Origin of the sequence: Mycoplasmopsis felis (assembly GCF_034647055.2) — a bacterium.
In the GTDB taxonomy this organism is placed as follows: domain Bacteria; phylum Bacillota_I; class Bacilli_A; order Mycoplasmatales; family Metamycoplasmataceae; genus Mycoplasmopsis; species Mycoplasmopsis felis.
In genome coordinates this window covers 219787-235221 of sequence record NZ_CP141047.2, presented here as the reverse complement: position 1 = coordinate 235221, position 15435 = coordinate 219787, and the positions used below count along the sequence as shown (strand labels likewise).

Below are 15435 nucleotides of genomic sequence, written 5' to 3'. Positions count from 1 at the left end.
GAAATTAAAATTTACTAAATTATTAATTTATGTTTTTAATTATAAACTATATATGTTTATAGATTTGAACAAAACTCAAATTACATTAATTTGATTCTTCTTTATTTAATTCATCGTAAATTAATTTAGCAAATTTCTTTCCTACTACTAATTCGATTTCTGAAAATTTAGCTTTCTTAATTTTTTCAAAAGTTTTAAAGTAATTTAATAGTTTGCTTTCTGTTTGTTTCCCTATTCCTTTTATTTTTAATAAACTCGATTTATTATTATTGTTTTTGTTTTTATTTAAATAAAACTTTGCTTTTTTATCTACTTTTTCTTGGATAGAACTTAAGAATTTGAAGGTTATATCATCTGTTTTGATTTGTTTTCCGTTTTCATCTATTAATTTATATGTTTTGTGATAGTTGTTCTTTACTAAACCAAATACTTTATTATTTAAATCAAATTGTTTTAATGCTTCTTTAATCTCTTTAATTTGTTGTATTGAACCATCAGCTATAAAAATATCATCTTCTTTTATTTTATATAAAATGTTTGAATTAAGATAACAAGCAGCATTATAGTAAGTAAATTGAACATCTGATTGTTTAATCATATTTAATTTATACTTTTCTAAATTATTAACTTTAGACATTTTTCTAACATATCCTGTTTGGTCATAAACATCAACTACACCGCATAATTCTTTTTTATTATTAATAAATGAATTATCAAAAATAAAAATTCTGTTTAGTGAATTTAAATTCAAGGAATTTTGGATATCAATTCAAATGTTATTTAAATTGTTTTTATTCATATATTTGTTTTTAATCATTACTATTGAATGATTTTGTTCATTTAGATTATCTATAATTTGTTTTAAAATACCTTTTTGTGGATAAAATATTTTTGAATTTATATAATCATTAAACATCAATTCGTTGTCTTTATAAATACAATCAATAAGTATTTTATTAGGGTTATAATTTGTATTTAAATAAAAATTATTTAAATACTGTTCAATAAAATCAGAGATTATTCCTTTTCATTCTTTATTAATATGTTCTACAAATATTAATGAACCATTTTGATAAAATCGAATTGAAATAAATACTTTATCATTATATTTTTCAAATGCAAAAAAGTGTAGTATTTGCATATTAGATATTTCTGTTATTTGAGTTTCTTTAATTTTGTCTAAAAAATTAAGACCTTTTTTATATTTTAAAGCTCATTCAAAATTCATATTGTCTGAAAATCAAATTTCTCTTTTTTGTAGTTCTTTATAAAACCAATCATCTTTAAAGGTAAAAATATTTTTAATTAAATCCAATTTATTATTTCAATAAGTATTATCCTGATTAATTATTTTTAATCCTTCACTATATAAAAAATAATTAATCAATATATCTAGAAAATCACTATATTGAGTATTTGGGGTTAAAGGGCCAAATTTATAATCATATTTTGTTTTATCTTTTATTTCACTTAATATTTTGATATCTAATTCGTTTTTTTGAATTTTAAAAACAAAATAAGGATAATTTCTCTTTTCTCTTAGTTTTATATTATAGATTGGATTATATTTTTTAATCTGATTTAGTTCTAAAGCAAAAGCATCTCTTTCAGTTTTTGCTATTATAAAATCATAATCACAAATAACTTCCATCATTATTGGCGTTAATCAAGAATTTGTATGACCTTCAAAGTATTGTTTCATTCTTTTTCTTAAATTAATTGCTTTACCTACATAAACAACTTCACCTGAACTATTTTTTCAAAGATAAACACCAGGGCTTGTAGGAACATTTTGATTTATTGAAGTGTATAACTTATTATCGATTAATTTATTTGTCATTTTTACCTTAAATTACCTAATTAAAATAAAAAAATAATTTATTTAATTGAAAAATTATTTTTTTCCTTTAAAATTAGCAATTAAAAATATCGAAAATTTAAATTATTAAATTTTTTATTATTATATAATAATACTAAACGAAAATAATATAAATTATTCAACTAAATTAAATTAAATAAAACAAAGAAAAAGAGGACATATGAAACGTTTATTATGTTTATACAAACCAAGCCAAGATAAGGTTTACCCTTGAATATTAAAACACCCAAAAGTTAAAACAAATTTAGCGCACTTTAAATCACGTAAAGATGCAATGAATTGATTTATTTCATTAGGATATGATTGTGCTACTTGATTCCAAACAGAACAAAAAGTGTTTGGTGGGATTTTTATTTCAGAAAATAAAGAAAACGAATACCAATTTGAAGTTAATGTTGAAAAATTCGATGGTAATGTTTTAGAATCAGATATTTTAGAAGAATTTTATGTAGACCCAGGAACAGGTCTTAGAAGTAATGGTGCAAATCAATATTTAAAAACAGTAGTTGATTTTAAAGAAATTAATGACCATAGAACATACTTCCCACTAGATGATGAATTTGTAATTGAAAGAAAAAAATCAGCTAAAGATACAGAAATCGAGGCATTACAAAAAGAAAACGAAGAATTAAGAGAAAAAGCTTCTAAAATTCCTACACATATTATTGAAGAAAAAATTAAAAAAGAAGTTGAAGTTAAAGAAGTAGTAAAAGAAGTTGTTAAAGTTATTGATAACACCAAAAAAGAAGTTGTTAAATTTGCTTATGTAAGAGATTTAGAATTCCAAACACAATTTGATGCATTAGCTGTTTACTCACAAAAATTAGAAAAAATCGCAGGCATTATTAACAATCAAGTAATTACATCTCCTGAAGAATTAAATGTTATTAAAAAACAATTAACAAATGTTTTTGAATTGTCAAAAGAACTGAATTCAGAATTATTAGATGAAAAATTACAAAAAGTTTACAAATTTGTTGTTAAGTCTCTTTCAGATTCTATTTCTAAACTATCTAAATTAGTTGTTGCTTCAAACGAAGTAGAAAACAACCCACAAAACTTTGTTTATTTTGTAAAACCTTGTGGTGAAAACGCGAGATTAGCACAAGAATTATCATATGTTTTATTTGATAAAAAACACGTTGCTTTTGTCTCTAAAGAAGACTATACATTCGCTATCTATGCAAAAGAAGTAAAAACTCAAACTCACTTATTCTACTTCCAAGATGAAGTTAAAAATGAAAATCCTTTTGTAGTAGAAAAAGAAGTTATTAAAGAAGTTATTGTAGAAAAAGAAGTACATTCTACACCAGCTGTTGTTAATACAGGTGTATCACAAAAACAAGAAGAAATTGTGGTTACAAAAGTAAAAGATGAAGAATCAATATCTAATTGATATCTATTCTGAACAATTTTATTATTATCGTTTGCTTTCTCAATCTTAATTGCTTTAGTATTCTTATTATGATTAGGTTATATACCTACATATTACTAAAAACATCTTTATGATGTTTTTTTGTTTATGAAAGAATAGAATAGTTTATTTATTTATAAATAATAAAATAGTATAATTACCAAATATGTTTAACACTAAGAAAAAAGACATGCAAGAGATTGTAAATCACCTAAAAAATTTTGGTTTTGTTTACCAAGGAAGCGAAATATATGGTGGTTTATCAAATACATGAGATTATGGTCCTTTAGGTGCATTATTAAAGGAAAATATTAAAGATTTTTGAAAAAGAGAATTCATTCTTAAAGAAACTAATAATTTTTTAATTGATAGCAAAATTTTAATGAATCCACAAGTTTGAATAACAAGTGGTCATGTAGGAAATTTTAGTGATCCTTTAATTGAAAATAAAGTTAATGGTAAAAGATATAGAGCTGATAAATTAATTCAAGAAATAAATCCTAATTTAATTCCTGAGAAAATGTCAAATGAAGAAATGACTCAATATTTAAATGAAAATTTAAAAGAATATGAAAACAGTAAAACTGATTGAAGTCAAATCAAACAATTCAATTTAATGTTCGAAACACAACAAGGTGTTGTTGAGGGAAATAAATCTAAAATTTATTTAAGACCAGAAACTGCTCAAGGAATTTTTGTAAATTTCAAAAACGTACAAAGAACAACAAGGTCTAAATTACCTTTTGGGATAGGTCAAGTAGGAAAAAGTTTTAGGAACGAAGTAACTCCAGGTAATTTTATTTTCAGGACACGTGAATTTGAACAAATGGAATTAGAATTTTTCTGTTTGCCTGAACAAGCAGAACATTGATTTGAATATTATATTAATAAATCAAGTAAATTTGTTCAAGATTTAGGTTTAAGTTCTGAAAATATTAAAATCAGATCTCATGAAAAAGAAGAATTATCTCATTATTCATCAGGTACAACAGATATTGAATTTAACTTCCCTTTTGGTTGAGGTGAATTATTAGGGATTGCAAACAGAACTAATTTCGATTTATTATCACATTCCAAAGCTTCTGGTGAAAATTTAGATTACCTAGACCCAAATACTAATACTAAAATAACTCCTTATGTAATTGAACCTAGTATAGGACTAGATAGATTAATGTTAGCTGTTATTTGTCAAGCATACAATATAGAGCAATTAGATCAAAACGATAGTAGAATAGTATTAAATTTTCCGCTACACATAGCACCATATAAAATTGCTATATTACCTCTTGTTAAAAAACTTTCAGAACCTGCTCTTGAAATATTCAACAAATTAATTGACAAAGGTGTTTCTGTAAATTATGATGAAACAGGTTCAATAGGAAAAAGATATCGTCGTCAAGATGCAATAGGAACTTTTTGGTGTTTAACTGTAGATTACCAGACCTTAGAAGACCAAACTATAACATTAAGAAATAGAAATTCAATGGAACAAATCAGAATTTCAATAAATGAAATAGACAAATATTTATAATCTGTAAAAAGGGGGATAATGAACAAATCAATTCCAACTGAATTATATAATTCAATTATCTCTCAAGTAAATATAGTTGATATTATTTCTAATTTTGTTTCTTTGTCTAAAAAAGGGAACAATTATGTAGGTTTATGTCCTTTCCATCAAGATTCAAGTCCAAGTTTTATGGTAAATCCTACCAAAAACATTTATAAATGTTTTCCTTGTGGAAAAGGTGGTGATGCAATAAAGTTTTTAAGAGATAAAGAAAATATGTCTTTTATCCAATCGCTAGAATATATAGCAAATCAACTTGGAATGGATGTTAACTTTGAAGAATTTAAAAATAATTCTAATTTCACTAGCAAATACAATGAAACTGAATTAGAATTATTAGAAATCTTAAAAGCTGCTAATGCTTTTTACAAAACTCAATTAATAAAAAATCAAGATGCTATTAATTATTTAAAACATAGACAAATATATCAAAGTGATATTATTGATAAATTTGATATCGGTTTTGCACCAGAAAATAATTCATTATCTAATTATTTAATTACTAAATTAAATTACTCACCTGAACAACTGCTAAAAGTTGGATTAATCAATGATTCAGGAAATGAGTTGTTTAGAAATAGAATTATGTTCGGAATAAGAAACTCATTTGGTGAGATTGTAGGTTTTTCAGGAAGAATTTTAAATAAAGAGAATTTACCTAAATACATTAATACTTCAGAAACCATTTTTTTTAATAAGTCTAAGTTATTATACAATTATCATAATTTCTTTGAATTAAGCAATAATTCTAATGAAATTATTATTGTTGAAGGATATTTAGATGTTATTGCTTGTTATCAAGCAGATATTTTTAATGTAGTTGCTTTAATGGGTACTTCTTTAACAAAAGAACATTTATATTTGTTAAAAAATAAAAAAATTAAGTTGTTTTTAGATAACGATAATGCAGGTTTAAATGCAACACTTAAAACTTTAAAATTTCTTTTGAGTAATAATATTAATAATATTGAAGTAATCAGAAATCCATATGAAAAAGACGCTGACGAGATTTTAAAAGAACATGGAAAAGATATTTTAATTGAATTAATAAATTCTTCTAAAATTGCAATAGAATGAATTTATAACTCATTAAAAAATATTTTAAATGTTAATCAGAATTCTGATATAAACACAATTAAAACTCTTGCAAACGAATTTACTGATTATTTAAATTATTATGATAATGATATACAAAATTATTTTAAATATAAATTTTTATCTGATTACAAATATGAATTAAAAGTAAATTCTTATATAGATGATAATACTTATTTAAATAATTCATTTATTAGTTCTGATGATTATGCATTTGATATTTATGGTCAATTACCACAAAATACCAAAAACATAGATAAAGATGAATTTTTAGAATCAATCAATGAATTAAAAAGGTTGAGATTTTTAATGTTTATGATAATGAATAATGATTTTTCTAATTTATTTTTAGAAGATGAAAATTGTAAAAATCTTTTTACTCAACCTGAAGAAATTAGAGATTTATTTATTAAAGTAAGAAGTTTTAACAAAGATATTAATGACAAAATTAGTCAAAATATTTATGAAAATTTTCAAAAAGCATATGAAAATATAAATATAGAAAACAAAATAAAAGAACTAAAATCAGAAGTTCTTAAAACTTTTATAAAAATAAAAAAACAAAGAAATGCAAATGAATTAACTGAAAAATTCAATGAATTTTGAATAGAAAAAGAAAATGAAATAAACAATGGTTTTCAAGAGCAAGCTTCTATTCCTTTATTTCCGATTGTTATAGAAGCAAAAAAAGAATATAACAATTTTATTTTAGAAGTAGGTTCAGTAAATCCTAAAACTTTTAGTAATTATATTAACTCAATAGAAAAATACAAAAATATCAAAATAAAATTAGAAAAGAGGTAATATGTCTGAATTTAAAAGCACAATAAAGTTATTAAAAAAAGATATGAAAATTCTTCAAAAAAAGACTCTTTCGCAAGAAGAAGTTTTTGATTTACTGGATAAACACAACATTTTTGTAAACGAAGAAGATTCAAACTTATTTTTTAGTGAACTAATTAATGAAAAAATAATGGAAAATCACTCTGATTTTGGTGATTTAGATGATGTTTCGTTTGATGATTTCCAAGGCTTTACTTCTAAAAATAAAAAAAATGAGATGGAAGATGATAAAGTAGATTTCAATCAAAAAATTGATGAAGATGATGATTTTATTGAATCTGATGAAGAAAATGGTGAAGAAATTCATTATGATTTAGATAATATTAAAGATATTCCTCAAGATAACGAAAATGAAGAAGAAGAAGAGGAAGAAGAAGCAGAAGATGAAGAAGAAAATTATTATGATAATTCATTATTAGAAGATGATAATGATATTAGTGATTTTAACTTTGAATTCCATAGTACTCAAACAACTCTTTTAGAAGCAGAAACTAAGAAAACTAAAAATCTTACTAATAAATTAACTGAAACTAATGATATTGTAAAATGGTACATGCGTTGGATTGGGAAGTATGGAAAACTTCTCGATGATGCTGAAGAAAAAAAATTATGTAATGAAATTGAAAAAGGTGGCTTTAGAGGTAAAAGAGCTAGAGATAAATTAGTTTTACGTAATTTACGTTTAGTTATCAATAATGCTAAAAAATATAAAAATAGAGGCTTATCATTCATAGACTTGATTTCAGAAGGAAATCAGGGAATAATGAAAGCTGTTCAAAAATTTGATGTAAGCAAAGGTTATAAATTCTCTACTTATGCTACTTGGTGAATTAGACAAGCAATTACAAGAGCTGTTGCAGACCAAGCTAGAACTATTAGAGTACCTGTACATATGGTAGAAACAATAAATAAAGTATCAAAAATTGAACGCGAATTACAACATGAATTAGGAATTGAACCTACCATCCAACAAATAGCAGATCGTTTAGGTGGCGAATTTACAGCAGATAAAGTAAGTCATATTAAAAGAATTAATATGGACCCTATCTCATTAGATAAACAAGTAGGTAAAGAAAACGATTCATCTTTTAGTGATTTTGTTAAAGATGAAGCAGTTATTAATCCTATTGATTTTGCTGCTAATGAAGAATTAACAGGGTTGTTATTAACTATGATAGATACAGAATTAGAAAATGATGAAAAGCAACTAATTTGTAGACGTTATGGAATTGGTTCTGATGCAGATGGACAAAGATATAGAGTTCACAGTCTTGATGAATTAGCAGTAGAAAGAAAAGTTTCTAAAGAAAGAATTCGTCAAATTGAAAATAAAATTTTAAGAAAACTTAAAAATAGTCCTAAATATGGAAAAAATTTAAAAGACTTTTTAAGATATTAATATGACACTAAAGAAATTTATTGAATATCTTGAACTTAAATATCCATTACAAAACAAAGAACCTTGAGACCCTTCTGGATATTCTGTTAAAACACAACAACATAAAAAAATTACTGGTGTTGTTTTAGCTATGGACTTAACTTCTGAAGTTTTACAAAGTGCAATCAAAAACAATTGTAACTTAATTCTTAGTCATCATCCTTTTTTATTTGAAGAACATTTAAAAGACGAACATATTAAAGCACCATATAAAAGAGAAATTATTAAACAATTAAGAAAACATCAAATTACTTCTTATTCATTACATACTAATTATGATGGGGCTTTATATGGTACTTCTTATCAAATAGTTAAATATTTAGATTTACTTGATTTTTATGATATAAATTCTGAAAAATATAGTGCAACTATAAATAAAGAATTTACTATAGATGAAATTTCTCACTTAATAAAAGAAAAACTTTTATTAAGTGAATTTAGAACAAATGTAATCAATCATAATCAAAAATTTAAAAAAATCTGTTTTTTAAGTGGTTCTGGATATATAGGACAAATCAATCAACTAGTTTTAAATGGAATTGATTTAATTATTACAAGTGATTTAAAATGAAGTGATTGAATTAATTATCAAGAAATAAAAGCAAATATTTTAGAAATCCCTCATTTAGACGAAGAAGTTTTTGCTTTTGATTTACAAGAACAACTAAATAATGAATTACCTGATTTAAAGGTAATTGTCAAGAAAATTAAACAACCGTATAGGAATATATAATATGAATAAAAATAAAAAAATTGGATTCTTTCTTTCGTTAATGATGTTAATAGGATCTGTAGTAGGAATTGGTATCTTCTTTAAAAATGGTGGTATATCTAGAGCAGTAAACGGTGATGGTCTATCATGATTACTTGCTTGAATAATCGGTGGAATAATTTCAATTACAGCAGCTCTAAGTTTTGCTGAAATTGGTTCATTTAAAAACACAAAATTAACGGGTTTAAGTAATTGAGCATATAAAGTAGGTAAAGCAAGGTTTGGATATTTTACTGCTACTTCTTATACATTATTTTATTGAGGTATTTTAGCAACTGTATTAGGACTTTTCTTTTCTGAAATATTCTTTCAGTTTCTTAGTACTGTAACTACATTAAATTTTAAAAATATACCAATATATGTTCATATAATAGTTGGTTTTGTTATTATGTTAATGTTTATAATATTGAATTATTTATCAACTGTAGCTAGTGGTTATTTCCAAACAATAGTTACAATTATTAAATTTATTCCTCTTATTTTTGCTTTATTTATTGGTATTTTATTTCCAAATACCCACAATGCAGAAGGAATGAATGCATTTTTAAAAAATTCATTTACTATTAAAGGAATAATAGCAGCATTACCTTTTGTATTATTTTCTTATGATGCATTTTTAGTATCTGGGTCATTATCACATAAAACAAAAAATCCGTCTAAAACATTACCAAAAGTTATTTTAATAGGATTAGTATTTGTAACCATTTTATACACATTAATTGCTTTATCCTCAATATTCCATAATGCTGGTTTTATAGGAACATTAATAGCTGATTCTATTAGTGTATCTGCAGCTAAATATGTTACACCAATTATTTTCTTCTTTTTAATTATTTCAACACTTGGTGTAATTAATGGTATATCTTCTGGTTTTACAAATGAAATTAGAAATTTAATAAATAGTAATTTGTTGTTTGGCTCAACTAAATTAAAAAATAAATTTGGTTATACAAAAACTACATTTATTTATATGGGTATAATAATGACATTATGATCACTTATTATATTTATTCCATCTATAGTTCTTAATTCAGATATCTTAATTGATGGGATTTCAAACTTTACTACTGTTTTCTTTTTTAGTATTTATGCAATTGTTATTTTACTTTATACAATTAAAAGAAACAAATTTAGTGAAACAACAAAAATGAATAAATATTTATACTATATAACTGCTATAACTACAATTATAGGGATTACTATTATAGAAATTGCTTTTGTTGTTATAAACATAGAATTCTTAAGTGATTTATCTAAAACCAATCCAGCAGGATGAGGATTGTTTTTAGATAACCAAAGCAATAAAATACCTGCTTATTTACCAATTTTATTATATGTAATCTTCTTATTTACTTTTATATCATTACCATTTATTAATTACTACTTAGAATTAAAAATAAATAAAAGAAATTTAATTAAATCATTTAATGAACTAGTTATGTTAAAACAACAAGATTAAAACAAAAACATAGAACTTAATGGTTCTATGTTTTTGTTTCTTTATTTACTTTCTTTTGATTATACAGATATTAGTCTTATACAAACATTTTTTGTAATAAACCTTCTTTGATTTGTTTAAGTTTGTTGAGTTTGGAATGGTAGAGAGTTATGAGGGAATCTATCTTACAAAAGAAATCTCCGATTTTTTGTTGTTCAGAAATATTCGGTAATAAAATATTTAGTTTCATAAATCTTCTATTAGATATATTAAATCTTGAAATACCTTGAGCAAGTAAAACTATGTCTTTTCTTAGTTCATTGTTTCTTAAGTTGTATGCAAGGAAGTTTATATAATAATTATTTATGTTGTTTAAACTTATGCCAAAACAAAATGAATTTAAATATATATTTTCCTTATCTTTAAAAGGTCAAATCGATGTAATTCCAACTTCTTCTGGTATTTCAGAAGAAGTTGTAACAAAAATATCTCCATACTTTACACTGTTTTGCTTACAGTCTTCTTCGATTCTATCTAGTCCTTTAAGATTAGCAATGGGGTTATTAAAAATATTTAAATATGTAATATACCTTGAATTACCATGACCAAAATCTTTTTTTGTTTTACCCGACAAACCAGTATATGTTTGTCCTATTTCTTCTAATTTCTCCTCTTTCCACTCTTCATTAAATCCTTTAAATCTTATTCTAGGTGTTTTTGAATTACCTTCCGGGAACATTTTTTGTAAGAGAGTTTCTTTAATTTGTTTGAGTTTATTGAGTTTAGTTTGTTCGAGGGTGATTAGATTATCAATATTTTCTATAAGAATAGATATTTTTTCTTGCTCAAGTTTATTTTTAGAAAAATTGATTAACACTTCATGAAGAACATTTATCATTAATTTAGGATTTCCAGCTTTTATCACATGTTTTTTTACTTTAACATTTATTTCATGTGCAAAATATGAACTTGGTTTTATGCTTGTTTTTTGGAGCATAACACCACAAACATTTGTAGCATAAAATAAACCATCTCTGTATAAAACTGTTCCAGCATTTGCTCCATCTGTTGTTCAGGTTATACTATTTTTAAATAAAAAATTATTATAAAAGCCCAAAAGACCATTATTTAATGTTTGAGAAGAAAAGACCGGATAAATATATTCACCCATCTTTTTGTTTCTAATTTTGCGTTGAGATAAAACCTCGCCTCTTGTTAATTCAAAAACTTCTCCTATGTTACCTTGCTCTCAGTTATCATCAAACCCTTTAAATCTAACAGATGGAACTAAAACTTTTTTCATAATTACCCTTATTTATTTAATTATAACATTATAAATATTTATAACTGTTTATAATACAAACTTAAAATTATAATTATTAAAAATTTAAATTTAGATAGTAAATTAATATTAAATTGAATATATCAAAAAAATCCGGAAGTACCCGGATATTTTTGTTGTATAATATACTTTTATATTTAATTTGACTAAAATTACTTATCGTTTTTTGGTTTACTATTATCATTAATAGTAAGTAATAATTCTGTTAGTTTTTGTATAAATCTTTCATCTAAAACTGAATAATCACTATTTTCTAAACCTTTAAGTTGTGCTAATTCGTTTGTGAAATTATGGTTTGCTTCAACGTCAATCAAAGCATTTTCCATTTGTAATTTTAATGACATTCTTGTATTTGCAATAAGTTGCTCATTTTTTGCTGATGCTTCAGCATCTGCTTCAAAACTTGCAATTGTTTTTCTTGTTGCTTTTTCTATTACATTTGTATATGCATCTATAAATTTGTCTTTATTAGATTTCTTTTCTTCGTTTGTACATGACATTGAAATAGTTGGTATTGCTATTGTAGAAATTAATGACATTGATATTAATAATTTTTTGTATTTTTTCATTTTTTCTTTATTCATTTGTTTAGAAAAGAACAATTTAAATTGTTCTTTTGCTTATATTATTTAACTACGTGTTCTGTAAATTTATCATTTTCAACTACTAAATATTTATCACCCTTTTGGATTCCATAAGGTAATAAAGCAGATTCTGCTTTTGATGTATCTTTTTTAACTTCAAAGAATAATTCTTTTGAATCTACAGAAACAAATACTCCTGAGTAAACTCCAAATCCGTTTAATAATTTTTCATCATTTACTAGACCGATTGTTATTGTATTTGGACGGAATTTAGCAACACGTTTTAATAATTCACCAGTTCTTGATAAAACGACTACGTATTTGTAATCTCCATCTTTTGCTTTTTTAGCTACATTATATGAAATTTGATTTCTTTTATCTGCTTGATTTACATTTGATCAAACTGACTCTAATTGTCTTTCATAGTAATTTCTTGAGTAGAATTCTTTTTCTGCACGTTTTGAAATTGAAGTCATTGTTTTAACTGCTTCAAGCGGGAATGAACCGTTAGCACTTTCTCCTGAAAGCATTGTTGAATCAGCACCTAGTTCAACTGCATAATAAACATCTGTTACTTCTGCACGTGTTGGATGAGGTGAATTTTCCATTGAATCTAGCATTTGAGTAGCTACTATAACTGGTTTACCTGCTTCTCTACATTTTCTAATCATTTTCTTTTGGTAATATGGAACATCGTAATAAGGTATTTCTAATCCTAAATCACCACGAGCTACCATTATACCATCTGATGCTTCAATAATTTCATCAATATTTAAACATCCTAAATGTGATTCAATTTTTGAAATAATTTGAATGTGTGAACCACCATTTTCATTTAATAATTGTCTTAATTCATTAACATTTTTTGCTGAGTTAACAAATGATGCAGCAATATAATTTACACCTTGACTAATTCCAAATTTAACATCATCTATATCTTTTTGTGCTAAGAATGGTAATGAGAAATCTACACCAGGTAAATTAACACGTTTGTTTGTTTTTAATTTATGAGTGTTTTCTGCTTTTACTTTTACATAACCACTCCCTACTTCTATAACAACTGTAGAAAGTTTTCCATCATCTATTAAAACTTGATTACCAACAGATAAATCTTGAGCCATATCATATGCTACTGTAATTTCTGTTGATGTTCCTTCTAATGATTCATATTTATCTTTTGTTGTATGTATTAAAATTTCTGTTCCTGCATTTACAACTTGTGCGCCATCTTTCATTTTTCCAATACGAATTTCTGGTCCTTTTGTATCTAACATTAGAGATACAGGAATTTTTAATTCTTTTGAAATTTGTTTTGCTAAGTTAAATTTATTTGCTTGTTCTTCATGTGAACCATGACTAAAGTTTGCTCTTATAGTTGTAACACCATTTTCAACTAATGAACGTAATGTTTGTAAATTATCACTTGAAGGTCCTATTGTTGCAACTAATTTTGTTCTTTTATCAGTAAGTTTCATTATTCTCCTAAAATTAAATATTTATAATTTTATTTTATCAAAAAATAGATTTTTAATTAATGAAAATTAAACAAAACCACTTCTATACTTTATATTTAAAAAACTTAAAATATAAAAATTTAATATATAATTTTAAATAATATTATTCACAAGGAGTTTGAATGAAAAAAACAATTAATGATCTTAATTTAAAAGGTAAAAAAGTCTTGGTTAGAGTAGACTTTAATGTTCCTTTAAAGAATGGTGTAATTACTTCTACAAAAAGAATTACAGCTGCATTACCAACTATTAAAAAAATCTCTGATGAAGGTGGTAAAGTAATTCTTTTATCACACTTAGGAAGAGTAAAAACACAAGAAGATTTAGTAAGTAAATCATTAAAACCTGTAGCAGTTGAACTTTCTAGACAACTTAACAAACCAGTTATATTTGTTCCTGAAACAAGAGGAGTAGTTTTAGAAAAAGCAATTAAAGATATGGAATTTGGTGATGTATTACTTGTTCAAAATACACGTTATGAAGACTTAAACGATAAAGCTGAAAGTAAAAATTCAGAAGAACTAGGTAAATACTGAGCATCATTAGGAGATGTATTTATTAATGATGCCTTTGGAACTGCACATAGAGCACACGCTTCAAATGTGGGAATTTCTAAAAACATTAAAGATTCAGCACTTGGTTATTTAATGGAAAAAGAAGTTTTATCATTAGAAAAAGCAATTAAAAATCCTGAACATCCTTATGTTGCAATTATTGGTGGTGCTAAGGTTTCAGATAAAATACAAGTTTTAGAAAACTTAGCAAAAATAGCTGATAAAATGATTATCGGTGGTGCAATGGCTTATACTTTCTTAAAAGCTCAAGGTAAAAAAGTAGGAACTTCTCTTGTAGAAGATGAATTTTTAGGATTAGCAAAAGAATTCTTAGCAAAATACTCTCAAAAAGTTGTTTTACCAATTGACCATGCTACTGCAACAGAATTTAAAGATGTCACACCAGTAATACAAGAAAATGAAATTAAAGATGGATACATGGGACTTGACTTAGGACCTAAATCAATTGAATTAGTTAAAGAAACATTAAAAAATGCTAAATGTGTTGTTTGAAATGGACCAATGGGTGTTGCTGAATTTGAAAACTACAAAGAAGGAACACTTGCTGTATGTAAATCAATATCACAACTAAAAGATTGTTATACAGTTGTTGGTGGTGGTGATTCAGTGGCTGCTGTTGAAAAATTAGGAATGGAAGATAAATTCTCACATGTTTCAACCGGTGGTGGTGCTAGTTTAGAATTATTACAAGGTCTTGAATTACCTGCTGTTTTAGCTATTAAAGACAAATAAGAATAATAAAATATCAATTTTAAATTGGTATTTTATTTTATACATAACTTAAAAATAAATCTATCCTTCTTTTTAAATGAAATTCTTCTTGATTTTTTTAAAATTAATAAAACATCTCCACTTTTAATATGAATATCATTGATAAAACCGCCACCGTTTAAAACAACTAGTTCAATATAATGATTAGTTAAATCAGTATTTATTTTAATACCTTGATTTTTTAAGTCTAATTTCTGTAA

Annotated in this window: 11 protein-coding genes; 7 read left to right on the top strand and 4 right to left on the bottom strand. The window is 24.7% G+C overall.

Features of this window, described 5'->3' with window-relative positions:
* Window positions 1-85: 85 nt before the first annotated feature.
* Complete coding sequence (locus RRG59_RS01050) at window positions 86-1840, bottom strand: GIY-YIG nuclease family protein (protein ID WP_322902529.1); 1755 nt, start codon at window positions 1838-1840, stop codon at window positions 86-88.
* A 199-nt stretch (window positions 1841-2039) separates the two neighbouring features.
* Here RRG59_RS01050 and RRG59_RS01045 point away from each other — a divergent pair, with 199 nt between their 5' ends.
* From RRG59_RS01045 to RRG59_RS01020, 6 genes are all read left to right on the top strand, one after another.
* Window positions 2040-3374, top strand: a complete 1335-nt coding sequence (locus tag RRG59_RS01045) for an MAG3090 family protein (protein WP_322902528.1) — start codon at window positions 2040-2042, stop codon at window positions 3372-3374.
* 109 nt (window positions 3375-3483) lie between these two features.
* Entirely contained in the window at window positions 3484-4824 is a 1341-nt protein-coding gene (locus tag RRG59_RS01040; RefSeq protein WP_322902727.1) for a glycine--tRNA ligase, read from the top strand.
* 18 nt (window positions 4825-4842) lie between these two features.
* The gene (dnaG, locus tag RRG59_RS01035) at window positions 4843-6762 is read left to right on the top strand and encodes a DNA primase (RefSeq protein WP_322902526.1); all 1920 of its coding nucleotides are present in this window, start codon (window positions 4843-4845) and stop codon (window positions 6760-6762) included.
* Between the two features lies 1 nt (window position 6763).
* Window positions 6764-8200 carry an RNA polymerase sigma factor gene (locus tag RRG59_RS01030; protein WP_322902524.1) on the top strand — a complete coding sequence of 479 codons (1437 nt, stop codon included), beginning with the start codon at window positions 6764-6766 and terminating at the stop codon, window positions 8198-8200.
* A gap of 1 nt (window position 8201) precedes the next feature.
* Window positions 8202-8972: a Nif3-like dinuclear metal center hexameric protein gene (locus RRG59_RS01025; RefSeq protein WP_322902522.1), complete on the top strand. Its 771-nt coding sequence runs from the start codon at window positions 8202-8204 to the stop codon at window positions 8970-8972.
* A 1-nt stretch (window position 8973) separates the two neighbouring features.
* Window positions 8974-10470, top strand: a complete 1497-nt coding sequence (locus RRG59_RS01020; RefSeq protein WP_322902520.1) for an APC family permease — start codon at window positions 8974-8976, stop codon at window positions 10468-10470.
* Window positions 10471-10546: 76 nt separating this feature from the next.
* On the opposite strand, the gene RRG59_RS01015 is transcribed toward RRG59_RS01020, so the two are convergent.
* The 3 genes from RRG59_RS01015 to pyk all read right to left on the bottom strand — a co-directional run bounded on the left by RRG59_RS01015 (window position 10547) and on the right by pyk (window position 13850).
* On the bottom strand, window positions 10547-11752 hold the full coding sequence (locus RRG59_RS01015; RefSeq protein ID WP_322902518.1) for a restriction endonuclease subunit S: 1206 nt from the start codon (window positions 11750-11752) through the stop codon (window positions 10547-10549).
* Between the two features lie 191 nt (window positions 11753-11943).
* Complete coding sequence (locus tag RRG59_RS01010) at window positions 11944-12360, bottom strand: hypothetical protein (protein WP_036431139.1); 417 nt, start codon at window positions 12358-12360, stop codon at window positions 11944-11946.
* 56 nt (window positions 12361-12416) lie between these two features.
* Complete coding sequence (gene pyk, locus RRG59_RS01005; protein WP_322900605.1) at window positions 12417-13850, bottom strand: pyruvate kinase; 1434 nt, start codon at window positions 13848-13850, stop codon at window positions 12417-12419.
* 161 nt (window positions 13851-14011) lie between these two features.
* On the opposite strand from pyk, the gene RRG59_RS01000 reads away from it, so the two are divergent.
* Window positions 14012-15196 (top strand): phosphoglycerate kinase, encoded by a 1185-nt coding sequence (locus RRG59_RS01000; RefSeq protein WP_322902516.1) that lies wholly within the window; start codon window positions 14012-14014, stop codon window positions 15194-15196.
* Window positions 15197-15435 lie beyond the last annotated feature (239 nt).